Source organism: Pseudomonas sp. GNP013 (assembly GCF_054343995.1).
Genome location: NZ_JBTGUT010000001.1, coordinates 3218283 through 3243210 on the forward strand (window position 1 = coordinate 3218283; position 24928 = coordinate 3243210).

Here is a 24928-nt window from a genome sequence, read left to right on the forward strand (position 1 = left end):
CTTGTTCTGGGTAGTGAAGATGCTTCGAAACTAAACCGCAAATATAGTTATGTCAATTAACTATTAATCCAAATATTGCCTGATTTTCCGGCTTTGTATAACGCCGGCATAGCCACGGCGCGCCAACCCCGGCAAACTGCATAGCCTTCATAACCACCCTTCCGAGGATTGCATCGCAATGGCCAAGCCCTCCCCCATCGCCGACATGCCGCCGCCGCTGGATTCGGCGCTGGACGACCTGATCGGCTACGCCATCCGCCGCGCCCAGCTCAAGCTGTTCCAGAACCTGATCGGCCGGCTCGCCGAACACGACCTGCGTCCCGCGCAGTTCTCGGCCCTGGCAATCATCGAACAGAACCCCGGCCTGATGCAGACCGACCTGGCCCGCGCCCTGGCCATCGAACCGCCGCAAGTGGTGCCGCTGCTGAACAAGCTCGAAAGCCGCGCCCTCGCCGTGCGCCTGCGCTGCAAGCCGGACAAGCGCTCCTACGGAATCTTCCTCAGCAAGAGCGGCGAAACCCTGCTCAAAACGCTCAAGGATATCGCCGCCCAGAGCGACCTGGACGCCACCGCCGCGCTGGACAGCGAGGAACGCGCCACCCTGCTGCGCCTGCTGAAGAAGGTGTATCAGGACTGAGTGCCTAGAACTTGTGCAGCCAGTTGAGCACCAGCTTGTTGCCCTGGGTGCGGTTCTCGGCCTGCTGCTCGAAGTAGGCGTTCACCGACAGCACATTCTCCTTGCTGAACCCATAGACCAGCCCCGGGCCGATGGCCCAGACCTTTTCCCGCCGCCCGCTGACGGCATGGCCGTCCACCTCGGTGTCGGTGATCTGTTTGAGCCAGTAGCCGTTGAGGCCCACGCTCAGTTGCTCGCTCACGGCATATTGCAGGGTCAGGTTGGCATGCAGCGCCTGGCCGGCCTGGGTGTTGGAGACGTCGCCGAAGCCTGCCTGCGGCTCGTCGTTTTTGCCGTTCCACAGGTACATGAAACGCCCGCTGGCCGACCACGCGGGGCTGAACCAGTAGGTCGCCGCGTAGTACGGGTTGAATGACCAGAAGTTGCTGCCCGGGTTGATCGAGCGCGTGCGGTCATAGGCGCCCACCGGTATCGACACATCGGCCTCCACGCGTTGGGTCAGCAAGGGGCTGCCATCGGCCCGGCTCAGGGTCGGCAGTTGCACAAACGCGCCGAGCGTCAGGTCGCCAAAGCCCGCGCGCGAACTCAGCGCCGCGTTGTTCAAGCCATCGTCGACCTCGGCGTGGGCCAGGGAGGTGTTGATCAGGGTGAAGCCGGGCATTGCGCCGTTGGCCAGGGGCTTACCGACGTAGATGATCTGCGTGGTCGGCGCCACCACTTCCACGTCCTGTCGCGGCAGGGCCAGTTTGTTGCCGTTGGCGTCATTGAAGCGACTGGCACGGCTGTAAGTCAGGTATTCCTCCAGGTACCAGCCGGGGCCCGCCGGGGCCGGGGAGCCGTCGTAGAAACTGGTGGTGCCCAGGTTGAGCCCGGGCAAGTCATAGGCATGGGTCGCCGCCGACACGGCGATCAACGTCACGGCCGCAGCCGCCCGCAAGATAGGCTTGAGCATCTTGTATGTCCTGTATTTTTGTTGTTGTTCAAGACCCCCGGTGCAGGGTTCCACACCGGGGTTGGCTGCGCTTACACGTAAGTGGCTGCCAGCCCGCCATCCACCGGCAGGTTGACCCCATTGACCCAGCGCGAAGCGTCCGAACAGAGGAAGGCGATCACCGCCGCCACCTCATCGGCCAGGGCTGGACGGGTCATGCGCTGGTTGTCGCGGGCCACGCGCTCCGGGCCGAGCATGCTGACGAAATCGCCAAGGATCGGCGTAAACACCGGCCCCGGCGCCACGCAGTTGATGCGCACCCCAAGATCGCGAAACCAGCCTTGGGCCTGCTGGTAACTCCAGACAATCAGCGCTTCCTTGAAATACTGATAACAGGTGGCCTGTTCCACCGGATTGGCCGCCAGCCACTGCTGCCCGGCGGCAAAGCTGTCGGTCGCGGCCAGCGACGTGTGCTGCTCCAGGCGCTGCGGCCATTGCGCGCCGAGGATCGAGGCGACATTGACCACACTGGCACCCGCCGGCATGTGCGGCAGCAGCGCCTGGGTGAGGTGGCGCACCCCCAGGTAATTGACCTGCGCCACCGTGTGCGCCGGCGCCGTGCCGGGCACGCCGGCAATGTTGCACAGCGCGTCGACCCGCGCCGGCAAGCGCGCCACCAGCGCGTCGATGCTCGCCGCATCGCCGAGGTCGGCATGCAGGAAGCCATCCAGGGTCAGGTGCGGCTCCGCGCGATCGACACCGATCACCGTCGCGCCCTGGAACCGCGCCAGCCGCGCCACTTCGGCGCCAATGCCGGAGGCGACGCCGGTGACAATCAAGGTTTTGTTATGCAGGTTCATGTTCAGCCCTCTTGTTTTTGTGTAGGCGTGCGTGTTTCAACCCCCCGAGCCAGGGCTCAGAAGGGATAGGTCGGTGGCGTGTTTTTTACCGTGACCCACTGCCACTGGGTGTACTTGTCCCAGTCGGCCGGCCCGCCGACGTTGCCGCCATTGCCGGAGGCACCGCGCCCGCCGAACGGGTTGATGCATTCGTCGGCCACGGTCTGGTCGTTGATGTGCAGCAGGCCACAGTCAAGCCGCTCGCCGATGGCCATGGCGCGGCCAACCGACGGTGAGATGATGGCGGCGCTGAGCCCGTACTCGCTGCGGTTGGCCAATTCGATGGCCTGCTCGTCCGTGGCAAAACTGACCACCGTGGCCACCGGCCCGAAGACCTCTTCCTCGAAGGCACGCATGCCGGGACGCACGCCACTGAGCACGGTGGGCTGATAGAACAACCGGTCGTACTCGCCCCCCGCCTCCAGCCGCGCGCCGGCCTGCAGGCTGTCGCTGACGATGGCGTGCACGCGCTGCAATTGCCGCTCATTGATCAACGGCCCCAGCGCCGCCTCGCCCCGGGCGGCATTGCCCACGCTCAGCGCGCGGGCCTTTTCCACCAGTTTGCGCGTGAGGCTGGCGGCGATGGACTCGTGGACCAGAATCAACCCGGTCGCCATGCAGATCTGCCCCTGGTGCAACCACGCGCCCCAGGCCGCGTTGCTCGCGGCCAGGTCCAGGTCGGCGTCTTCGAGAATGATCAGCGCGTTCTTGCCGCCCAGTTCCAGCGCGACTTTTTTCAGGTGCCGTCCGGCCACCTCGGCGACCTTGCGTCCCGCCGCCGTGGAACCGGTGAAGGCGATCATGCGCACATTGGCGTCGCGGCACAGCGCTTCACCCGCCGGCGCCGCCCCTGGCAGCACGTGCAGCAACCCTTTGGGCAGGCCCGCCTCTTCGAACAGCCGCGCGATGAGGAAACCGCCACTGACCGGGGTTTGCGGGTCGGGCTTGAGCACCACCGCATTGCCGGCGGCCAGGGCCGGCGCCACCGAGCGCATCGACAGCACCAGGGGGAAATTGAACGGTGAAATCACCCCCACCACGCCATGGGGCTGGCGCCGCGCATAGGACAACCGCCCGGCCTCGCTGGGCAGTACCAGCCCGTGGGGTTGCGACAACAGGCCCGCCGCCTGATGCAACAGCACAATCGCCTCGCGCACTTCGTGCTCACCCTTGTACAGCGCGCCGCCGGTTTCGCGGGCGACATACAGCGCCAGTTCGGCGAACGAGCGCTGTGCCACATCCGCCGCCTTGCGAAACACCTCGGCGCGTTGCCGTGGGCCCAGCGCGGCCCAGGCCGGCTGGGCCAGCGCCGCGCTGCGACAGGCAACGGCAACCTCGGCCGGGCTGGCCATGGCGCATTGCATCAGGGTTTCGCCGGTGGCCGGCTCGATCACCGGGAGCACCGCTTCAGACGCTTTGCTCCAGTCGCCGTCGAACAGGCATTCGGACTCGATGGCCCGCTGTAACAGGGGGATGGTTTCAGACACTGACATGGTGACTCCCGGTTCTTGTAATTGTCATCGTCTGCACAGAGGCAAACGCCGCCTCAAGCCTTGAGCAAAGGCTGTGCCGTTTAAAGGCCAAGGCGCTGACATAACGCCTCGAAGGCTCTGCGTCGGGGCTTGCCGTTCACGGCTCAGGCACACGCACAGGAACGTCAGCAAAAACCGCCTCGCTGCCACTTGTTCAATTGATAAGGTTATGTTTAATAACTATCTCGGCGGTTACTCATATCGATCACACGCTTTGCAGGGGCATAACAACAACGCCGTTCAGTTGAGCGCAGATTCCCTGTGGCGAGCAGGCTTGTCCTGCGTTGGGCTGCGCAGCAGCCCCAAAACCAGGCGCTGAGCCGTATCAGGTACACCGCGTTTTGCTCGATGGGGGGCGCTTCGCACCCCAACGCGGGGCAAGCTCGCTCGCCACAATAAGCCCACACATTTTCCTTAACTGAACGGCATCAGGGCATAACAATGACTCATCCCTTCAGCGCACACCCCAACGTCCAGGCGACCACCACGCCTTATCACCCGCGCGGCGACAGCCGCCAGCTCAGCGACAGCAGCTCGCCCACCCCGGCGGAGCTTGCCGACTGCCTGTTCTTTTCGCCCGAAGACGGGCGCATCTGGCTCAACGACCAGCGCATGGTGCTGCTGCACGGTTCGTCATTCGGCGCGCTGCGCGCAGAGATCATCGAGCGCCTGGGGCTGGAACAGGCGCGCGGGCTGTTCACCCGCACCGGCTTTGCCTCCGGTGCACGGGACGCGCGCCTGATCCGCGAGCGCTGGCCCCAGGCCGATGCTGCCGCCGTGTTTCGCGCCGGCACCCACCTGCACACGCTGGAAGGCATGACCAAGGTCGAGCCCGTGCATTTCAAGTTCGACGCCGACTCCGGTTTCTATGAAGGCGAATTTCTCTGGCACCACTCGTGCGAGGCCGATGAGCATGTGAATGCCTACGGCATCGGCCAGGACCCGGTGTGCTGGACCGAAACCGGCTACGCCATGGGCTTCGTCAGCGGGCTGTTCGGGCAGATGGTGATTTTTCGTGAAGTCGAATGCCGCGGCATGGGCCACGGCAGTTGCCGCGTGGTGGGCAAGACGGCCGCGCAATGGGGTGACGTCGAGCAAGACCTGCGCTACCTGAATGTGTCGCAGATGCCTGGCACTCCGCCGCTCGCGTCCACGCCCGACAGCCTGCCCGGCAGTAACGCGCGTGACACGTTGATCGGCGCGAGCGCCACCTTCAACGCCGCCACGCAAGCCCTGGCGCGCGTCGCATCGACCCCGGCGACGGTGCTGATCAGCGGCGAATCCGGGGTGGGCAAGGAGATGTTCGCCCGCCAGTTGCACCAGCTCAGCCCACGCCGTGACGGCGCGTTCGTGGCGCTCAATTGCGCGGCCATCCCGGACAACCTGATCGAGTCCGAACTGTTTGGCGTCGAGCGCGGTGCCTATACCGGCGCCACCCATGCGCGCCCCGGCCGCTTCGAGCGCGCCCAGGGCGGCACGCTGTTCCTGGATGAAATCACCAGCCTCAGCCTGGCCGGGCAAAGCAAGCTGCTGCGCGCCCTGCAGGAGCGGGAAATCGAACGGGTCGGCGGCGTGCGCGCCATCCAGGTGGATGTGCGGGTGGTGGCCGCCACCAATATCGATCTGCGCAAGGCTGTCGCCGACGGCACGTTTCGCGAAGACCTGTTCTACCGGCTCAACGTCTACCCCATCGCGCTGCCGCCCCTGCGCGAACGCCGTGATGACATTCCGTTGCTGATCAACGCATTCCTCACGCGCTTCTGCCAGGACTACGGGCGCACGCCCGCCGGCCTGACCATGCGCGCGCTCAAGGTGCTGCTGCGCTACGACTTCGCCGGCAATGTGCGCGAGCTGCAAAACCTGATCGAACGAGGCCTGATCGCCAGCGACGAAGGTCAGGCCATCGACCTGGTGCACCTGTTTCGCAACGAACCCATGCCGGCGGACCCGTACAGCCTTGACGGGCAAGGCAGCCTGTCCAATGCCACTGCGGTGGTGCGCCCTGCCCTGCTCGACACCCTTGGCCAACTGGACCAGGGGTTTTCCATCGACGGCCTGGAAGCCCGCCTGATCAACGAAGCGCTGCAACGCAACGCCGGCAACCTGGCCGCCGCCGCCAGGCTGGTGGGGCTGAGCCGCGCGCAATTTGCCTACCGGCTGAAGAAACACCAGCGGCAACCGGCTGAGGCACCGGAGCCGTCGATTGAGGAGAAATCTTGAACGACGGGGACGCCAGCTGGATCACAACCTTCTTGAACACAGTCTTGAAGGAAGCCAGTGATGATCCAGCTAAACAGCTACACCACCGTGAAACGTCGCGAGCGCGTCCCCCACGACATCTTCGCCACCTACTGGCGCGACGCACACGGGCCGCTGTGCGCGCGCTTGCCCGGGCTCGGTTTGTACATTCAGCATCACTTCGACCGTAACCAGGACGCGCACCTGTGGCCGCTGGCCGACGGCATCAGCGAGATCGAACACTACGAGCTGGACGGTGGGGTCGAGATTGGCTTCGCCAACGCTGATGACCAGAAGCGGTTCCAGGAGGCCGCCTCACTGCTGTTTTCCGACGAACAAAACATGTTCGAGGAAACCCTCGCCTATGACCTGCCGCACGGCTCGCAAAAGCGCGTCAATCGCTTGCATGACAGCACCTACAACGGCACGGACAGCGTCGACCGCCTCCATGTGCATTGCAGCCCACGCGGCAGCCTCGCCGAACTGCACGACTACCTCAGCCATGAGCTGGCCGACGTGCTCGGCAGCGCCGATGACGTGCTGAAACTCACGCTGCACCTGACGTCGCGCTTCAACAATGACGGCATGCATCCGCCGGCGCCGAATGTCGCGCACCATGCCAGTCCGGCGCGGGAAGAACTGGCCATCATGGAAATCGCCTTCGCCAGCCCGCTGACGCGCCGCGCGTTCTTTGCCAGCGAGACGTTCCAGCGCACCCTGGCAGGTCAGGCCCGACACATCGCCCAGCTCAAGGCCTTCGCGGTGTCCGGCCTCTACACCTACGTCAACGACAAAACGCTGACCACCGCCGGGCTGCGCGGCAGCAGGACGGCGCAGTTGATCGAGTACCTGGGCGCCAACAATCAGCTCAACCCCGAGGTCGAGCAGTTGTTCCGGCGCGGTTGAACCCGAGCGTGGTCATTTTGCCGGCCGCAGCAACTGCATCTGCTGGCGGTAATCATCGGTCACCTGCCGTGCCTGGCTGCTGCTGGTGATGACCCGCGGCGTGATCAGCACGATCAACTCGGTGCGGTCCTTGGATTTACTGGTGTTACCGAACAGCCAGCGCAATCCGGGGATCCTGCCCAGATACGGCACAGCGCTGACGCTCTCGGCGTTGTCCTGCTTGATCAGGCCGCCGAGCAACACGGTCTGCCCGCTTTGCACGGCCACTTGGGTGGACACCGAACGCGTGGAAATACGCGGGTTGTTTTGCGGGTCGTTGTTGGACGGCTGGTCCTGGGCATCGCTGACTTGCTGCTGAATGTCCATGTACACCAGGCCCCCCGGATTGATGCGCGGCACCACGTCGAGGATCACCCCGGTCTGTACGTATTCGACACTGCTCAAGGTGGTGTCGGAGGCGCCGGTGTTGACCGTGGTCTGGCTGATGGGAATGTTGTCGCCCACCTGGATCTGCGCCGGCTGGTTGTTCATCACCACCAGCGACGGCGCCGACAGCACTTGGGTGCGGCCGTTGGTTTCCAGCGCGTGCAGGGCCACTTGCAGGTTGGTGCTGACGAACGAATAGAACAACGAATCGGCGCCCAGGCCGGCACCGCCGGCGCCCAATGCGCCCTGGCTGCCGGCCGCATTGGCCACCGTGTTGCTGGTGGAATTGCCCGCCAGGCGACCCAGGTACCATTGCACGCCGAGGTCCAGTTCGCCGGTGAGCTTGACCTCCAGAATGCGCGTTTCGATCTGCACCTGCAGCGGCGGATTGTCGAGGCGCTTGATCGCCGATTCGATCTCCTTCCACTGCACCGGGCGCGTGCGCACCAGCAACTGGTTACTGCTTTTTTGCGCGGTGATGCGGGTGCCGGCGTCGAGGCTTTTGGCCGGTGCGCCTTCTCCTTCGCCGGCGCCCTGCTCGGCGCTCTCACTGCCCTGCTCGGCCTCAGCGTCGGGTTCCTGCTCCTCTTGCTCGGCAGAGGCGAGCGGGCTATTGCCCATGCCATTGCCGTTGCCATTGAGGCCGCCGGGCATGCTGCCGGAGGTGCTGTTGGTGCCGGGCGATGACAAGGTCGCGGTGCGCAGACCGGGGGCGACTTTCGCCGGCGCATCGTCCTTGATCGCGCCACTGCCGTAGATCTGCCGCAGGTATTTGGCGAGGTCAGTGGCCTTCATGTTGCGCACGTCGTAGACGTACATCTGCGGCTCGTTGCCGCCGCCTTCGTCGATGGTGTGTATCCAGTCGCCGACCTCGCTGAGGTACTGCGGCTGGGACGAGATCGCGACCACCGAATTGGTCCGCTCGATGGGCAAAAAGCGCACCATGCCCGCCAGGGGCATGCCGCTGTCGGGGCCGAACATCTTTTGCAGCTCGGGCATCAGCTCGGCCACGGACGCGCGTTGCAGGCCGAACACGCCCACCGACATGCCCTTGAGCCAGTCCACATCGAAGGTGTCGATGGTGTCCTGGTAGTTGGCCAATTCCTCGGGTGTGCCGGCCAGGCTGAGCACGTTGCGCGCCGGGTCCACCAGCAAAAATGCATTTTCCCGGGCGAACGGCTTGAGCAGTTTCTGCATCTCGGTGGCCGAGATGTAGCGCAACGGAAACAGCCGCGCCGACAGGCCGCTGGACGGTTGCGACACGCGCATCTGCGGTACCAGCTTGCCCGCCACCGCCTGGTTGGCCGGCAGGATCACATAGCGGTTGCCCTGCTTGATCATGGCGTTGTCGGTCCACGACAACAGGGTTTCGAGAATCGACAGCGCCTGCTGCTTGTTCACCGGTTTGGAGGTGGAAAAGCTGACGTTGCCTTTCACACCCTGGGCAATGCTGTAGCTCTCGTGCAGCAGGTCGCCCATCACGCTGTTGATGACCGCCTCGATGGGCTGGTCGGCGAAGTTGAACACGATGTCGCCGCCGGCCTCCTCCTTGCCGGCGCGGCTCGCGGCCGGCTGACGCACGAACTGCTGGTTGCCGCGAATCAACTGGCGCTGCGGCGGCGTGCTTGCCTGGGGCTGGCTGCTGCCGGGCGACGCCTGTTCACTGGCCGGGTCCACGGCCGGGCGCTGCGAACCGGTGCCCTGCAGCGCCTCATGCAACAGGGACTCGTCAGGCGCTGGGTGCTTGGGGAATGACCCACAGCCGCCAAGGGCAACGGCGGTGGCCAGGCAAAACACGGTGGTGCGCAAGGCGCCGGGGTAGGTATCGATCAAGGGGATGGCTCGTGAGGAAGGGTAATCGGAGGTGTGCTGGACGGCGGCGGCAAACGCAGGGCCCGCAGGCTCAGGGTTTGCGTGCGGCCATCAAGCACGAAACGGGCAGTACGGGCGTCGAGGTGTTCCAGCACCCAGCCATTGGGCAGGGTCTGGCCCTGGCGGACTTTCAGCGCGGGGCCGTCGGCACGCTTGAGCAGCGCCACGCGCAGGTCGCCGTCGAGCACGATGCCGGTCAGCGTCAGGCTCGACAGGCTGGAGGTCTCGGCCTGGCCGACGGCGCGGTCGGGGCTGCGGTCGGGGCTGAACAGCGGTGCCTGCCAGGTGCCGGCCAGGCTGTCGAGGGTCGCGCTCGGCGCCACCAGCACCGTGGCCGCGGCGTTGGCCCGCGCATCCGGCGCGGGCGGCGGCAACCACTGCGGCGCATCGCCGAGGTTGCTGAGAATGCCGACCATCAAAACACCCAGCAGCCCGGCCACGCCGAGCAGGCCCCACTCCAGGGGACGCAATGGATTGATCATCGGCGCACCTGCACGGCAGCGGCCGGTTGCAGGTAGCCGCGCACCAGCAGGTGCACCACCAGTTTGCCGGCGGCGCCGCTGGCGGGGGCCTTGGGGCCACGGCGAATGCTCATTTCATCGACGAACAGAAACGGGCGCTGATATTCCAGTTCATGCAGGATCGCCGTCAGCGGTTCAATCGCGCAATCGAGGGTCAGGCTGACTTTGACCTGGCGATACGGCTCGGCCTCGTCCTGCTCCGGGGTGATGGGCATGCGCTGGGTCAGGCTGCAGCCGCCGCCGAGGCTGGCGCGGCTGTTGATCAGGTCGGCGAGGCGTTGCATCAGGTCCGCCGCCACGGCGCTGGGATCGTCCCCCGGCAGCAGGCTGGTGCTGCTCGCCGGGTCCTGGCGCGCCTGCTCCAGTTGTTCGCGCAGGCTGTCGCGCTGGCGCAACACGCCGGCGTAACGCTGCTGCTGCTCGCGCAGTTGTTCGGCCTGCTCGCCCATGGCGCGCAACGGCCCGGCGAACCAGCTGTCGATCAACAGCCAGTACGCGGCGCCGAGCACCAGCGCGAGGGCGATCAAGGCCGCGCCACGGCGTTCACGGGGTGTCAGTGGACGGCGCATCGGCAGCCTCCTGGTGCAGGTGGGCGCGCAAGGAAAACTGATCCTTGCCGGTTTGCGCATCGGGCTGGATCACCCCTTCGAACTGGGCATTTTCCAGGCTGCGACAGGCCTTGATGCGGGTGATCAAGGCACTGGCCTTGGCGCTTTGCCCGGAGAACGAAACGTCGGCGCCGTCGTTGACTTCCAACTGGTCGATCCAGGTGTCGGACGGCAGGCACGCGGTCAGTTCATTGAGCAGCGCCGCCAGCGGCGGTTGCGCCATTTTGCGGCGGATCAGGTACTGCGCGGCGCCACGGGTATTGAGCAATTGCTGACGCAGCGCCTGCACCTGCGCCACCTCGGCTTTTTGCTCGCGCACACGCTGATGCATGGCGTCGAGCACACGCTGGCGGTCGTTGAGCCACAGCAGCATCGCCGCCATCAGCAGAGCGCCGCACAGCCACGGCAGGCTGCGCTGCAAACCCTTGCCGGCAAGGCGCTGGCGTGGACGCAGCGGCGCCGGCAGCAGATCGATGCCCATCGACTGCCCCGCGCCATCGTCCACGTCCACGGCATGGGGACGCAGGCCGAGGGCGGCACACTCTTCGAGAATCCGGTCCAGGCGCTCGCGCAGGATCGCCACCAGCGTCACCTCAACATGGGTCGCTGTGCGGCGCTCCTGGCGCGCGACGAAGTACACCTGCGTGGCGTCGAACGGCGTAAAGCGGTCAAGTTCATAGCCGACCACCGTCGACAGGTTGCGCGCGGCGGCCAGCGGCAATTGCAGGGTCTGGCGCAGCACCGCGTCGCGGCCCAGCAGCAGTACCTGGCGCGCGTCGCCCGCGAGGGTTTGCACCGGCGCGGTCAGCGGCCAGCGGTAAACCTGCTCGGCGGCGTCCTGCACCAGCAGCCATGCCGGCACGCAGCCGCGCAGCTCCTTGAGCCAAAGCCGCCAGCCCTGTTGCAGGACGCTGCCGTGCCAGCGGCGTGTGACCGGTTCGGTCAGCCCCTGCAGGCGGGCGGCCAGATGTTCATTCATTCTTGCCAACGTAGGACTCGATAAGGTTGTGCGCTGCCTTGCGCGGGACTCAATAAAACCGTGACTTGCAACTGCGCGTGATAACCGCCGGGGCGTTGTGCGCGGCTGTCGATCACCAGCACATCACCGGCGTTGGCGCCCACCGCGCTTTGACGCGGCAGGTTCAGGGCGCGGCGCATCAACGGGCTGGCGAACGCCGGGTCGGGCCGGTCCAGCCCGCTCCACAGGCTGATCTCCGGCACCATTTCGCTGTACAGCGCGCGACTCATGCCCGGCAACTGGCGCAGTTCTTCCACCACGCGAAACGGCGCATGGCCCTGGTTGCGCCGCACCTCCAGGGCTCTGGCCAACTGGTCGGCCTGGGCCTGGGTGGCACCGCAGGCCAGGGCCAGGCGCGCAAAATCGCCCACGTCGGCGCTGTTGAGGTACAGCTTGCCGAGGTCGCTGCGAACGCTGACGCGCAATTGCGCATCATCGAACGTCAGCGGGACCTCACGGCCATCGGCCACCCATTGCTTGCGCTGCGTCGGGTCAGCCAGGGCCTGCAGGGTCAATGCCACCCCCGCCTCGGCGGCCAGCAGCGCCTGGGTGTGCTGGCGATGCCAGGCGGCCTGGCGGGTCTGCAGTTGTACCCAGCCGGCCAGCCCGCCCAGCAGCAGGCTGAGCAAGGCCAGCACCCACAGCACCAATAACAGCGCGACACCGCGTTGCGGCTTGATCATTCCGGCGCCCCGCCCGACAGGTTCAGCCGTAGCGCAACCACCTGGGTGACCCACGGCACCGGCCCGTTTACCCGTGCGTCGATGCGCACCGCATAGGGCAGGCGCTTGCTCCACGGCCACTCGTTGATCCAGCCGGTGGCCTGGCCCTTGGGCGACACGCCGCGATAGCTGAACTGCAAGTCCTCGACACCTTTGAGCAGCACTTGCGGTTCGCCGCGCGAGGCCGGCACGCTGACCTGCGCCGCCGACTCGAACCGCGCGAACGCCACCTGCAAATCACGTGCGTCCTCGGGGCCGCTCAGTTGCAGGGTAAAGCGCTGGATGCCGCCGCCCAGCACACCGGGCAAGGTCGCGACAAACTGCATGCGCTGCGCGGTGCCGCTGAAAAAACCGTCGGCCTGGCTGTCGTCCTCGGTCACGTCCAGCGGCAGCGCCTCGCTGATGGCGGTGCGCAAAAACTGCTGGGCGGCGCGCATTTCATCCAGGCTGACCGTGTAGCGCTGGGCCTTGAGCACCGCGCGATTGGCGCCGAGCAAGGCACCGCCGACCAGGGTCAGCAACACGCCGAGCAGGCTGAGCACGATCATGATTTCAAGCAGGGTGAAGCCCTGCTGCCGCCGCGTCACAAACCGGCCCCGGCGGCACGCAGTTTCAACGTGCTGAAGTGCGCCTGACGCGCGCCCTCGCTGACGGTCAAGTCGAGGCGAAACAGGTGAGGCTGGCCCATGCGGGTCGGCTGCTGGGCGATGTTCAGTTGCCAATGGATGCCATCGAACTCGCCCTGGCGCACCTCGCTGGCCAACGGGCCCATGGTTTCCTGGTCCAGCAGGCTCTGCGCCGCGAGGGTCAGGCGATCACTGCGATTGACCTGCAGCAACGAGCGCGCGCTCTGGCCGAAAGCGACCAGCAACACCGTGCTGCAGATGGCCATGAGCGTCAGCGCGGCGAGCATTTCCAGCAGGGTAAAACCGCGCTGGCGCTTCATGGCAAGGCCCTGGATTCTACGCTGCCGGTCAGCCAGCCAACGTCGATGCGCCAGCGCCGAGTGCCGTTGGCCAACAGCAGGTTGCCGCCGGTGGAACTGCCATCCGGGTAGAACTCCACGGTGGAACCCGCCTGTTCGGCGGTGTGCAAGGTGACCTGCAGATCGGCCGGCCAATATTTTGTTGGCCGGCCCGGCGCGGCAAAGCTCAGCCTGCGCAAGTCGAACACGGTGTGTTGCGCGGTGCCGCTGACAATCGCCCGCGCCCGCGTGCTGCGCAGCGCTTCGACCATCTGCCCGACCACCTGGCGTTCTTTTGCCGCGCGCAGGCCTTGTTGCAGGCCAAACCCCACCAGGCCGGCCGCGATGCTGATCAGCACGATCACCACCAGCATTTCGAGCAAGGTAAAGCCGCGTTGGAGGTTGGGCATGGGCGCAGGTTTATTCCCAGTTGCCCAGGTCGGCGCTGTAGCCTTCGCCGCCGGGCTGGCCGTCCTGGCCGTAGAAGATCAGGTCGAACGCGCCGTGCTCGCCGGGGAAGCGATAGCCGAAGGCATGGCCGAACGGGTCCTTGAGGTCCGACTGCTTGGCGTACGGGCCGGCCCAACCGGCGGTGTTGCCCGGCTTTTCGACCAGTTGCTGCAGGGACTTGGGCGGCGAGCCGACGTCCAGTCCGTAGCTTTCGATCTTCATGCCCAGGCTGGCCAGTTGCGCCTTGCCGGCGCCGTACTTGCCCTTGTCGACGTTGCCGCCGACCTGGCGCACCACGATGGTGGCGACGATGCCCAGCAGCACGATCACGGCGAGCATTTCCAGCAGGGTGAAACCGCCCTGGCGGCGGGCGGGCTTGAATCGGGTGTGACGCATGGGTTGCTTCCTCAAGGGTTCATATATTGCTGGTCAGGCTCATCAGCGGCAGCATGATCGCCAGCATGATCACCGCCACCAGCACCGCCATGACCACGGTCAGGGACGGCACCAGGGCGGCCAGCAGGCGGTCGATGCCGCGTTTGGCCTCCACGTCGAACACGTCGGCGACCTTGAGCAGCATGCTGTCGAGTTCGCCGGCCTGTTCGCCGACTTCAATCATTTGCAGGGCCAGGTCGGGCAGCAGCGGTTGCGCGCCAAAGGCGCTGGCCAGGGTGCCGCCGCCCTTGACCGAATCGGCGGCGTCGGCGACCTGGGCCTGCAGCGCGCGGTTGGTGCAGACCTGCCGCGCGATGACCAGCGCTTGCAGCAGCGCCACGCCATTGCTGAGCAAGGTGCCAAGGGTGCGCGTCAAGCGGGCCGCCTCGACGCGTTGCAACAGCGGGCCGATCACACGGATGCCGAGCAGGCGCCGGTCGTAACGCTCACGCCGCTGCGGGTCGCGCAGGCGCGCAGCCAGTGTCCAGCAGGCGACGATCAGGCCGGCCAGCACGGCCAGCCCATACGCCCCCAGAAACTGCCCGAGGCCGAGGATCACTTCGGTGATCAACGGGATCGGCACGCCCAGGTCTTTGAAGATCGGCACGAATTGCGGCACCACGTACGCCAGCAGAAGGGCCAGCGAACCGAGCACGCCGACCACCAGAAACGCGGGGTAAATCAGCGCGTTGATCACTTCGCCTCTCAACAGCTGGCTGCGCTCCAGGTAATCACTGAGCTGACGCAGGGTATTTTCCAGGGCGCCACCGGCCTCGCCGGCGCGCACCATGCTCAGGTACAACGGCGAGAACTGGCTGCCCTCCTCCTCCAGCGCTTTGGATAATGGCTGGCCGGCCTTGACGTGTTCGCGAATGCGCTCGATCAGCGCGCGGGTCTGCGGCTGGCCAGGCTGTTTGAGCAGGATGCCCAGGGAACGTTCCAGGGGTTGCCCGGCGCCGAGCAGGGTTGCCAGTTGCTGGGTGAAACTGACCAGCGCCGCGCCGTTCAACTGACCACGGCCGAAGGCCTTGCGCAGGCCCTGGGCACCGGCCACATCGATGTGCAACAACAGCAGGCCGCGCTTGTGCAGCGCGGCAACGGCGGCGTCCTGGTCCCTGGCTTCCAGGGTGCCGTTTTGCGGCTGGCCCTGGCTGTCGAGGGCGCGGTATTTGAACAGGCTCACGCGCCGTCTCCACGGGTGACGCGCAGCACTTCTTCCAGCGAGGTGACACCCGCCACGGCCTGGCGCAGGCCCTCTTCATGCAAGGTGCGCAGGCCGCCACGGCGGGCGGCCTGCTCGAGGGTGGCGGCATCGGCCTGACGCATCAGCAGGCTGCGCAGTTCGTCGTTCATCACCAGCAATTCGGTGATTGCGCTGCGCCCGTGATAGCCGCCGCCCGGCGCGTCGGCGCGGGGGCGGTAAAGCAGGATCGGGCGTTGTTCGGTAAAGCGGTCCAGGCCGTGTTCGGCGATCAGTTCCGGCGGCGCTTCGAAGGCTTCACGCGTCGCCGGGTCGAGACGGCGCACCAGGCGCTGGGCGAGGATGCCGTTGACCGTCGAGGCGATCAGGTAGCTTTCGACGCCCATGTCCAACAGGCGCGTGATACTCGCCGCCGCACTGTTGGTGTGCAGGGTCGAAAGCACCAGGTGGCCGGTCAGCGAAGACTGGATGGCGATACGGCAGGTTTCGAGGTCGCGGATTTCACCGATCATGATCACGTCCGGGTCCTGACGCACGATGGAGCGCAGCGCGCCGGCAAAGTCGAGGCCGATGGCCGGTTTGACCTGGATCTGGTTGATGCCCTCAAGCTGGTATTCCACCGGGTCTTCAACCGTGATGATCTTGCGCTCGGCGGTGTTGAGCCGCGACAGCGCGGTGTACAGCGTGGTGGTCTTGCCCGAGCCGGTGGGGCCGGTGACCAGCAGGATGCCGTGAGGACGCTCCAGCACTTCAAGGAAGGTTTCCAGTCGCTGGCCGTCGAAGCCCAGGCTCTGGAAATCGAACTGCACGGTCTGGCGGTCGAGCAGGCGCATCACCACCGATTCGCCAAAACTGGTGGGCACGGTGGACACCCGCAAGTCGAGTTCCTTGCCCTGGATGCGCAGCATGATGCGGCCATCCTGGGGCAGGCGCCGCTCGGCGATGTCCAGCCGCGCCATGATCTTTACCCGCGAGATCACCGCCGCCGACGAGCTGGACGGCGGCGCTTCGGCTTCGTGCAGCACGCCATCGATGCGGTAGCGCACCTTGAGCTGGTTTTCGAAGGGTTCGATATGGATGTCGGAGGCGCGATGTTCCACCGCGCGCTGCAGGATCAGGTTGACCAGGCGAATCACCGGCGCTTCGGAGGCCATGTCCTTGAGGTGTTCGATGTCTTCCAGCGTGCCGCCCTGCTCATCGAGGTTTTCGATCAGGGTGCCCATGGCCGAGCGGCCCTGGCCGTAGTACCGCTCGATCAGCGTTTCGACCTCATTGCGCGGGCCCACCGCCAGCCACACCGGTACGCCGCAGGCATAGGCCATGGCCTGGAACGGATAAGCCTGCGCGGGGTTGGCGGCCAGCACGCGCACACCACCCTGGCTCCAGCCCACGGGCACCACCTGGTAATGGCGCATGAAACGCTCGGTCAGGGCCGGCAGTGGGTCGAGCAACGGCGGCGCCGCATCGGCCAGCACCAGCGGTGCACCGAGCAGGTCGGCCCAGGCGCGGGCCAGCTCTAGTTCCGAGACCAGCCCGAGGCGGGTGAGCAGGCCGAGCAATTCGGTGTCGTCGGATTCCTGGGACAGGCGCCGGGCGCGCTCCAGGTCAACGGTTTTCAACCCGGCCTGCTGCATCAGCCACGCGCATACCTGGTCGGTATCCGGAATGTGCATCTGGCAGGCATTGAGGGGCGTTGACGGGCTGGGCATGGGCGACTGTCTGAGAGGAGTAGTTTGCAGGAGCCAGAAGCTCGCTCCTGCAAAGGGTTGCGCTTAGTTGGACGTTTTCGGCGTGCCCGAACTGTTCTGCGGGCGGCCGCCCTTGGTGGTTTCGGCCTTCTGTTTTTTGGCTGCCTTGGCGTCGTGGGCCTGGGTCAGCACGGTGGAATCGGTGGCGCCGGACTTGGCGTCGGCATCGGTGGATTCAGCAGCCATGGCCGCGCCACTCAGTGCAACGCCCAGCACAACACCAGCACTCAACAGGGAAATCTTCATCAACTTTCTCCAGATCAACAACAGCGATTAGCTCGAGTGGCGCCTTGAACTCGCTCAAGACCCTACACCAAAGCCGTGTATATGACAGCCTGTTTAGGGCATGGCCTTTTAGAACTACTGGACAGAGCCATTAGTTCGCCACCCCGGCAGACATTTTCTTAAACCAATCGACTTGTAGGTTTAATCAAAGTTCAACATCGTAAGAGAATATTTCTAATTTTACGCAAAGATTAGCTTTTGTTTGACTTACAAGCGCAAGAATTGTCTTAATTACGGGGTTTTTGCGATTCAAAATGCCACATCGTGATGTCGCATAGACACCATTCATACTAATAACTCATACAATTATTACACTAATAAAACAGTGAAACTTGCCAAGTAATTGCAATTAGCCATCGGCTAAAAATTGCGTTAATGGCCAACTATTGCCTGTGAAAAAGTGACGAGCGTGTGCGCTGGAACACACTTGCTGCAGCGCCATGTTCAATAAACAGTGACTGGAGAGACCCATGAGTAAACGCAAGATGATCGGTGCGCAGTCGGCTTTTGCCCTGCTGGCACTGGCGGTATCCCAGGTGCACGCGGCGACCAGCCCGGCGCTGGATGAAGGCCGCGTGAGCCGCGCGGAAAAGGCCGCGGATAAAACCCTGGCCAAAATGACCATGGAAGAAAAACTCGCCTACATCGGCGGCACCGGTGGCTGGGACGTCAAGCCGTTGAGCCAGTACGGCATCCCGCAGATTCACGGCGCCGATGGCGGCGTGGGCGTGCGTTACACCAGCGAGGGCAATGCCCAGGGCGTGGTGTACCCGTCCGGCCCGAACCTGGCAGCCAGCTGGAACCCGCGCCGCGCCATCGACGTGGGTCGCGCCCTGGGCTACGACACCGCCAGCGGTGGTTACCAGTTCGTCACCGGCCCCGGCATGAACCTGTACCGCATGCCCTACAGCGGCCGTGCGTTCGAGTACCTGTCCGGTGAAGACCCGTTCCTCGGCGCCAGCCTCGGCCCGGCACTGATCAACGGCATCCAGTCACGCGGGGTGTGGGCCAACGCCAAGCACTACGCGGCCAATGACCAGGAAAGCAACCGCTTCCACCTCAACGAAACCATCAGCGAGCGCGTGCTGCGCGAGATGACCCTGCCGCCTTTCGAGTCCGCCTCGAAGAACAGCAAGGTGGCGATGATGATGTGTGCGTTCCAGAAGGTGAACGGCGAATTCGCCTGCGAAAACTCGCACCTGATCCACGACATCCTGAAAACCGAATGGGGCTATCCGGGCTTCGTCCAGAGCGACTACAACGCCGTGGTCAACGGCCTGCCTGCCGCACAGGCCGGCACCGACCTGGACATGATGGGCTACCAGATGAACAGCACGGTGCTCAAGCCGTTCCTGGACAGTGGCGAGCTCAGCAGCGCAACCATCGATGACAAGGTGCGCCGCATCCTCAAGCAGATCTACCTGTACAAATTCGACAGCAAGGCGCCGTTGACCAGCCACAACATGAACAGCGCCACCAGCAACCGCGTGGCGCTGAACGCCGCGCGCGAAGGTATCGTGCTGCTGAAGAACCAGAACAACCTGCTGCCGCTGGACGCGAAAAAGGTCAAGACCATCGCCGTGGTGGGCAACCTCGCCAAGTACGCACCGCCGACCGGTTTCGGCAGCGCGAACGTGATGGCGGCCAACTACGTCAGCGAACTGAGCGGCCTGCAGCAACTGGCACCGGGTGCCAAGGTCGAGTTCATCGACGGTCTGTCCCTGGACCCGACCGCCTCGAACTGGACCCATCTGGACGGCAACGGCAACAGCGTCAAAGGCGTGAAGACCGAGTTCTTCAGCAACACCAACTGGTCCGGCGACCCGGCGGCCAGCCGCACCGATCAGCACGTTGACCTGGACTGGTCGACCGACAGCCTGCCGGTGAACGGCGATACGGCGGCCACGTCGATCCGCTACAGCGGCCAGATCACCCCGACCGTCAGCGGCGAACAGGTGTTCAAGATTCGCGCCGACGGTGCGGTACGCCTCTACGTCAACGGCAAGAAGGTGCTCGACAACGGCGACGGCAAGCCGCTGCCGAACAACAGCATCCCGCCGACCATCCCCGTGTTCGCCAAGGTCAACCTGGAAGCCGGCAAGCCGGTGGACATCAAGCTCGAGTACTCGCGCCGCAACGGCTACCTCTCGACCATGGGCGGCCTGGTTGGCGTGCAGATGAGCTGGGCGTCGCTGGTTGCGCCGCAGGACCTGGCCAAGTACGACGCCGTGCTGGTAGCCGCCGGCAACAGCAGTGAATACGAAGGTGAAGGCTTCGACCACAGCTTCGACCTGCCGGAGTTCCAGGGTCAGTTGATCCAGAGCATCGCCAAGGTCAACCCGAACACCGTGGTGACCCTGCACGGCGGCACCGGGCTGAAAATGAGCGACTGGATCGACCAGGTGCCGGCCGCGCTGCATGCGTTCTACCCTGGCCAGAACGGCGGCCAGGCCCTGGCGGAAATCCTGCTGGGCAAGGTCAATCCATCGGCCAAGCTGCCGATCAGTATTGAACGCAACATCGAAGACAACCCGATCTACGCGACCTTCCCCAAGTTCGACAACCAGGAAACCCTGGCCGAGATGAGCTACAAGGATGACCTGTTCGTCGGCTATCGCGGTTACGAGAAAAAAGGCATCAAGCCGCTCTACCCGTTCGGCTACGGCCTGTCGTACACCACCTTCGGCTACAGCAACATCAGCGTGACCCCTGGGGTCGCGGTGGCCGGCGCACCGATCAAGGTGTCGTTCGACCTGGCCAACACCGGCAAGGTCGCCGGTGCCGAGGTGGCCGAGCTGTATGTGGGGCAGAACAATCCCAAGGTTGAACGCGCACCCAAAGAGCTCAAGGGCTACAAGAAAGTGTTCCTCAAGCCGGGCGAAAGCAAGCGCGTGACCATCGAGCTGAACGACCGCTCGCTGGCCTACTTTGACGAGGCCAGCAAGCAGTGGGTGGTGGATGCCGACAGCTTCAACCTGTCGGTGGGTGGATCGTCCCAGGACATCCGCCTGAACGCCAAACTGGTCAACTCGTTCCGCCAGGAACTGCCGACCACCAGCAGCAACCCGTTGCCGCGTTCGGCGCTCAATTCGACGCTGCGTGAAGCGCCAAAGGTGAAGACCGGTGGCGTGCTCAAGCAGAACGAAAATACCGACAGCGACACCAGCGAAGGTGATGGCTACGACATGTCCGATGACAGCAGCCAGGGCAGCGCAGCCGGCAATTGATCGGCTGATTCAGGGATAGATCACGGTTCAGGGACGAACCTGATGGCTGCATCGACCCGCGCGATGTAAGTATCAAACCGCGCCACCAGGTCCACCTGCCCGGGAAAGCGCAGCCATTGGATCTGCAGGCCGTCCATCATGGCCAGGATCTCTTCGGTGAGCCCGGCAAGGTCCACATCCCCACGCACCTCCCCCATCGCTACCAGATCGGCAAACTGCCCGTGCAGTCGCTGCTGAATGCCCGCATAACGCTCCTGGAACCAGGTCCAGGCGGGTTGAGTGTCGAGCAGATTTTCCGCATTCAAAATCGTGAAGGCCCGCACCACGCCCGGCGCACTGGCATTGGAGCGGTTGATCGCGCGCAGGCTGCCAAGCAATCCAGACAGCGATTTCTCCGCCCGCACCTCGTCGGCAATCCGTTGATTCACCTCGTCGCGGCGCTGCAGTACGCCCATCAATAATGAAATCTTGCTGGGAAAATGATGCAGCAGGCCGGCCACTGAGATGCCGGCAATCGCCGCCACCCGGGCCACGGATGCACCGCTGTAGCCTTCCAGGGAAAACACCTGCAAGGCAGCGTCGAGCAGCTCTTCGCGGCGTTTTTCACCTTTGGGCGCGCGGCGGGTCTTGGGGGCAGGTTTGATCATGGGGACGTCCTTGTGGGCAGACGTGCACCGTATCCAAATTGCTGGCGGGTCGCAAATAAAGCGCGGGGGGCTTTTCAGCAGGCGAGAAACGCCGGGCAGCGATCATGAATGCCTGCACGGGTGGAGTCGGTTAACACCGCCGCCTTACGTTCGATGCAGCAGGGTATTGGGCGCAACCCCAAATGCCTTTCGAAACGCATGACTGAAGTGCGAGAAATCGGAAAAGCCGAAGTCCAGCGCCGCCTGGGAAACGCTGCGTACCTGGCCGCGCTCAATCGCTTCGCGACTGGCATTCAGGCGTTCTTTCCAGATCTCTGCGACCGGCGTTTTCTGATAGCGAGCGAAGGCGCGGGTGACGGTTCTGGTCGACACGTGGTGGGCCTGGGCAATGACTTCAATCGAAAGATCCGGCTCGGTCAGGTGCCGCTGGATGTACTGCATAATGCGGCCGTAGAGATCCAGTTCCTCGTGAGTCGTCTTGAGGTCCTGGAGTTCAAGGCTGATAACGAGCAGATCGAGCATGGCACTTGAGTAACGGGTGGAGATATTCGCATCCTGCAACGAAGCCGACGTATTTGACGCCTGTCGCAGCATTTCACGCAATGGGATGACGCCGGGGCGCCGGTCATCAAGGACCATGGCCGTGTAGTCGGCGATGCGTGGCAGGCGCTCGGTGAGCAGCGCTCGCGGGATTCGGACCAGGTGGTTTTCGGTACCACCAAAGCTGAATCGGAATGCCTGATTTGCGTCATAAAGAAACAAATTGCCAGGCGACAGGGTTGTTTTGCGCCCGCCCTGCTCAAGTTGGCCATAGCCGTTTCGAGAGAAACCCAGCCATATATCTTCAGCCGGACCGCTGCGCAAATGCCCGGCGGAGCGCTCCCAATAATGCAGGGGTGAGGACAACGAACAGATATCCAGAGCGCCCATGGGATTGACTGCGAGCGCACCGTCAAAACTGCTCTGGGACATGGGCTGGCTATCGGCCGCCAGGCAATGGCGGCATACCACTTCTTTCCAATAATCGAAGCGACGAGGTGCCGAAACGGCAAGGGTCGAATACTGAGTGGTTGAGTTCATGGCACGTCCCTCGGTACCGGTGCAGTAAGCGTTCGATAAGTTGTCATTGGTTTTTGAACGCAATCAAGCAATTAACAGGCCAGGCGAAATCACCTGGCCCCGCAGAGCGTCAAGCGCGTCACTCCTCTGCAAGTCACCGCCACGCGGCAGGGTGGGTGAAAAGCAAACCCTCCCCATTTGGACGCAAAGGTCTTCAGGCGTTGGCCGTGCGCGCACCAAAACCGTTCGTGGCGAGCCGTCAATGCCGTGTTGTCCTTGCCAGCCAAACAGTTGTCCTGACGAACAAAGCGGCCTATCGCCAGCCAGCCTAATTTCTGCCTCACAGCCGCTCATACCCCCGCTGATGAGGCACACCATGCATCCACACTCTGCGCAACGATTGTCTGACTCATCCTGGCTTCTGCACCAGCGCGACCTCGTGCCGGAAGAGTCGACCTGCTGGTGGATCGAATGGGGCGTCATGCAGCTGCTGCATCGCCGGCAGGTCACCGAGCGCGGACAACCGCGGGACCGCCAAGCCTGAACCGTATGCCTGAACGATAATAACCAGGAGCTCAACATGGAATCTGCAATCGACAAACATCTCAAATGTCCGCGCACCCTGTCTCGCCGCGTGCCCGAGGAGTACCAGCCGCCGTTTCCGATGTGGGTGGCACGCGCTGACGAGCAGTTGCAACAAGTGGTGATGGCTTACCTGGGTGTGCAATATCGAGGCGAGGCGCAACGCGAGGCTGCATTGCAGGCCATGCGGCATATCGTGAGCAGCTTCAGCCTGCCCGATGGCCCGCAGACCCACGATTTGACCCACCACACCGACAACAGCGGCTTCGATAATCTGATTGTCGTGGGTTATTGGAAAGACCCGGCCGCCCACTGCCGCTGGCTGCGTTCAGCCGAGGTGAATGGCTGGTGGGCGGCGCCGGAGCGTCTCGGTGAGAGCCTGGGTTACTTCCGTGAGATCACCGCACCACGTGCCGAGCAGTTCGAAACCCTGTATGCCTTCCAGGAAAACCTTCCGGGTGTCGGCGCGGTCATGGACGCCACCAGTGGGGAAATCGAAGAGCATGGTTATTGGGGCTCGATGCGCGATCGTTTTCCGATCTCTCAAACGGACTGGATGAAGCCGTCCGATGAACTGCGCATCGTCGCAGGCGACCCTGTCAAAGGCGGGCGCGTCGTGGTGCTGGGCCATGACAACATTGCGCTGATTCGTTCGGGCCAGGACTGGGCGGATGCCGAAGCGGATGAACGTTCACTGTACCTCGATGAAATCCTGCCGACGCTGCGGGACGGCATGGACTTCCTGCGCGACAACGGCCAACCCCTTGGCTGCTACAGCAATCGGTTCGTGCGCAATATCGATATGGACGGCAATTTCCTCGACGTCAGCTACAACATCGGCCATTGGCGCTCACTCGAAAAACTCGAACGCTGGGCCGAATCCCACCCCACCCACCTGCGCATTTTCGTGACGTTTTTCCGCGTGGCCGCCGGTTTGAAAAAGTTGCGCCTGTACCACGAAGTGTCGGTGTCGGACGCCAAAAGCCAGGTGTTCGAGTACATCAACTGCCACCCGTGTACCGGCATGCTGCGCGACGCGCAAGCGGCTTCAGCCTAAGCCCCAGCGGCGTTACAGCCCACCCGGACTTCAGCTCGCTTGCCGCCTTTTTCAGGCGGCACGGCCCCCCTTTGCAAGGAATACGCGATGAACAACAAGATCCGTCTGCTGACACTCACCACCGTATTGCCCACGCTGCAGGCGCACGCCGTCGAGGTGGCCCCCGGCGATTACGAGCAATACCCCGTCGGCGCGACCATCGGTGCGATTTACTACCAGCACTCCACCACGAACTCGGCGTATACCAACGGCCATAAGGCCAGCTCGGACTTCAACCTGAACTCGGACGTTGGCATCCTGCGTCTGCTGCATGTTTACGCGTTGAGCGACACGCTCACCATCGACCCGCAATTCCTGTTGCCCTTCGGCCACGTGTCCACCGGCGGCGATGCCTCGGCGCTGGGCAGCACGCGCGGCATCGGCGACCTGATCCTGACGGCGCCGCTCAAGTGGCGGCTCAACGACGCCCGCGACACCCTCAGCATCGCGCCCTATGTGTATGTGCCCACCGGCACTTACGACAAGGACGACGCGCTGAACATCGGTGAGAACCGCTGGAAGTTCGAATTGCAGAGCGCCTACGTCAAGCACTTCACTGAACACTGGGCGATGGACCTGGTAGGCGGCGCGACCTGGTATGGCGATAACACCGATTTCGGTGCCAATGGCGACCGCCTCAAGCAGGACGTGTCCTACGCGGCGCAGGTGATGGGACGCTACATGCCTGACGCCACGACCGCGTTCGGCTTAGGCTTTGGGCGTACCTGGGCCGGCGAGACCCATATCGAACACGTCAACCAGGACAACGAAATGGGCACGACCAACTTTCGCGTGACGGCCACCAAATTCTTTACCGCCCAGGACCAGATCCAACTGCAGTTGGGCAAGGACCTTTCGGTGGAGAACGGCCCCAGGGAAAACTTTCGGATGAACCTGCGTTACGCGCGCGTGTTTTGAGACAGA

The 24928-nt window shown here is 64.1% G+C and carries 23 protein-coding genes; 6 read left to right on the plus strand and 17 right to left on the minus strand.

The window, feature by feature from the left end:
- The first annotated feature begins 178 nt into the window (after positions 1-178).
- Positions 179-637 carry a MarR family winged helix-turn-helix transcriptional regulator gene (locus ACXX81_RS13850; RefSeq protein ID WP_209980757.1) on the plus strand — a complete coding sequence of 153 codons (459 nt, stop codon included), beginning with the start codon at positions 179-181 and terminating at the stop codon, positions 635-637.
- Positions 638-641: 4 nt separating this feature from the next.
- Here the strand turns inward: ACXX81_RS13850 and ACXX81_RS13855 are convergent, their stop codons facing one another.
- From ACXX81_RS13855 to ACXX81_RS13865, 3 genes are all read right to left on the minus strand, one after another.
- Entirely contained in the window at positions 642-1589 is a 948-nt protein-coding gene (locus ACXX81_RS13855; RefSeq protein WP_458571894.1) for a SphA family protein, read from the minus strand.
- Between the two features lie 71 nt (positions 1590-1660).
- Positions 1661-2428, minus strand: coding sequence for a coniferyl-alcohol dehydrogenase (locus ACXX81_RS13860; RefSeq protein ID WP_458571895.1), 768 nt, complete (start codon positions 2426-2428; stop codon positions 1661-1663).
- Between the two features lie 56 nt (positions 2429-2484).
- Positions 2485-3960: a benzaldehyde dehydrogenase gene (locus ACXX81_RS13865; protein ID WP_458571896.1), complete on the minus strand. Its 1476-nt coding sequence runs from the start codon at positions 3958-3960 to the stop codon at positions 2485-2487.
- 480 nt (positions 3961-4440) lie between these two features.
- On the opposite strand from ACXX81_RS13865, the gene ACXX81_RS13870 reads away from it, so the two are divergent.
- Positions 4441-6219 (plus strand): sigma-54-dependent Fis family transcriptional regulator, encoded by a 1779-nt coding sequence (locus tag ACXX81_RS13870; RefSeq protein WP_231423281.1) that lies wholly within the window; start codon positions 4441-4443, stop codon positions 6217-6219.
- A 60-nt stretch (positions 6220-6279) separates the two neighbouring features.
- Positions 6280-7143 carry an EthD domain-containing protein gene (locus ACXX81_RS13875; RefSeq protein WP_458571897.1) on the plus strand — a complete coding sequence of 288 codons (864 nt, stop codon included), beginning with the start codon at positions 6280-6282 and terminating at the stop codon, positions 7141-7143.
- Between the two features lie 12 nt (positions 7144-7155).
- Here ACXX81_RS13875 and gspD read toward each other — a convergent pair whose 3' ends face one another.
- The 12 genes from gspD to ACXX81_RS13935 form a co-directional block, all read right to left on the minus strand.
- A complete protein-coding gene (gene gspD / locus ACXX81_RS13880; RefSeq protein ID WP_458571898.1) occupies positions 7156-9402 on the minus strand; it encodes a type II secretion system secretin GspD in 2247 nt (748 codons plus the stop codon).
- On the minus strand, positions 9399-9923 hold the full coding sequence (locus ACXX81_RS13885) for a hypothetical protein (protein ID WP_458571899.1): 525 nt from the start codon (positions 9921-9923) through the stop codon (positions 9399-9401). The genes gspD and ACXX81_RS13885 overlap by 4 nt, the downstream gene beginning before the upstream one ends.
- A complete protein-coding gene (gspM, locus tag ACXX81_RS13890) occupies positions 9920-10531 on the minus strand; it encodes a type II secretion system protein GspM (protein ID WP_458571900.1) in 612 nt (203 codons plus the stop codon). The genes ACXX81_RS13885 and gspM overlap by 4 nt, the downstream gene beginning before the upstream one ends.
- A complete protein-coding gene (locus tag ACXX81_RS13895) occupies positions 10506-11549 on the minus strand; it encodes a type II secretion system protein GspL (RefSeq protein WP_458571901.1) in 1044 nt (347 codons plus the stop codon). The genes gspM and ACXX81_RS13895 overlap by 26 nt, the downstream gene beginning before the upstream one ends.
- Complete coding sequence (locus ACXX81_RS13900; protein ID WP_458571902.1) at positions 11546-12271, minus strand: type II secretion system minor pseudopilin GspK; 726 nt, start codon at positions 12269-12271, stop codon at positions 11546-11548. The genes ACXX81_RS13895 and ACXX81_RS13900 overlap by 4 nt, the downstream gene beginning before the upstream one ends.
- Positions 12268-12897 carry a prepilin-type N-terminal cleavage/methylation domain-containing protein gene (locus ACXX81_RS13905; RefSeq protein WP_458571903.1) on the minus strand — a complete coding sequence of 210 codons (630 nt, stop codon included), beginning with the start codon at positions 12895-12897 and terminating at the stop codon, positions 12268-12270. The genes ACXX81_RS13900 and ACXX81_RS13905 overlap by 4 nt, the downstream gene beginning before the upstream one ends.
- Entirely contained in the window at positions 12894-13256 is a 363-nt protein-coding gene (locus tag ACXX81_RS13910) for a type II secretion system protein (protein ID WP_231423286.1), read from the minus strand. Before ACXX81_RS13910 ends, ACXX81_RS13905 begins: the two co-directional genes overlap by 4 nt.
- Positions 13253-13684, minus strand: coding sequence for a type II secretion system protein (locus tag ACXX81_RS13915; protein WP_057008264.1), 432 nt, complete (start codon positions 13682-13684; stop codon positions 13253-13255). The genes ACXX81_RS13910 and ACXX81_RS13915 overlap by 4 nt, the downstream gene beginning before the upstream one ends.
- Positions 13685-13694: 10 nt before the next feature.
- Positions 13695-14120, minus strand: a complete 426-nt coding sequence (gene gspG / locus ACXX81_RS13920; protein ID WP_003231965.1) for a type II secretion system major pseudopilin GspG — start codon at positions 14118-14120, stop codon at positions 13695-13697.
- Positions 14121-14139: 19 nt separating this feature from the next.
- Entirely contained in the window at positions 14140-15342 is a 1203-nt protein-coding gene (gene gspF, locus ACXX81_RS13925; protein ID WP_057008265.1) for a type II secretion system inner membrane protein GspF, read from the minus strand.
- Entirely contained in the window at positions 15339-17069 is a 1731-nt protein-coding gene (gene gspE / locus ACXX81_RS13930; protein ID WP_209980727.1) for a type II secretion system ATPase GspE, read from the minus strand. The genes gspF and gspE overlap by 4 nt, the downstream gene beginning before the upstream one ends.
- Positions 17070-17132: 63 nt before the next feature.
- Entirely contained in the window at positions 17133-17354 is a 222-nt protein-coding gene (locus ACXX81_RS13935; RefSeq protein WP_057008267.1) for a hypothetical protein, read from the minus strand.
- Positions 17355-17863: 509 nt separating this feature from the next.
- On the opposite strand from ACXX81_RS13935, the gene ACXX81_RS13940 reads away from it, so the two are divergent.
- Positions 17864-20620, plus strand: a complete 2757-nt coding sequence (locus ACXX81_RS13940; RefSeq protein WP_458571904.1) for a beta-glucosidase — start codon at positions 17864-17866, stop codon at positions 20618-20620.
- Positions 20621-20640: 20 nt separating this feature from the next.
- Here the strand turns inward: ACXX81_RS13940 and ACXX81_RS13945 are convergent, their stop codons facing one another.
- Both ACXX81_RS13945 and ACXX81_RS13950 read right to left on the minus strand, forming a co-directional pair.
- Positions 20641-21267: a TetR/AcrR family transcriptional regulator gene (locus ACXX81_RS13945; protein ID WP_209980723.1), complete on the minus strand. Its 627-nt coding sequence runs from the start codon at positions 21265-21267 to the stop codon at positions 20641-20643.
- Between the two features lie 144 nt (positions 21268-21411).
- The gene (locus tag ACXX81_RS13950; RefSeq protein WP_209980721.1) at positions 21412-22347 is read right to left on the minus strand and encodes an AraC-like ligand-binding domain-containing protein; all 936 of its coding nucleotides are present in this window, start codon (positions 22345-22347) and stop codon (positions 21412-21414) included.
- 559 nt (positions 22348-22906) lie between these two features.
- Here ACXX81_RS13950 and oxdA point away from each other — a divergent pair.
- Positions 22907-23965, plus strand: a complete 1059-nt coding sequence (gene oxdA, locus ACXX81_RS13955; RefSeq protein WP_458571905.1) for an aliphatic aldoxime dehydratase — start codon at positions 22907-22909, stop codon at positions 23963-23965.
- Between the two features lie 87 nt (positions 23966-24052).
- Entirely contained in the window at positions 24053-24922 is an 870-nt protein-coding gene (locus ACXX81_RS13960; RefSeq protein WP_209980717.1) for a transporter, read from the plus strand.
- The last annotated feature ends 6 nt before the right edge of the window (positions 24923-24928 follow it).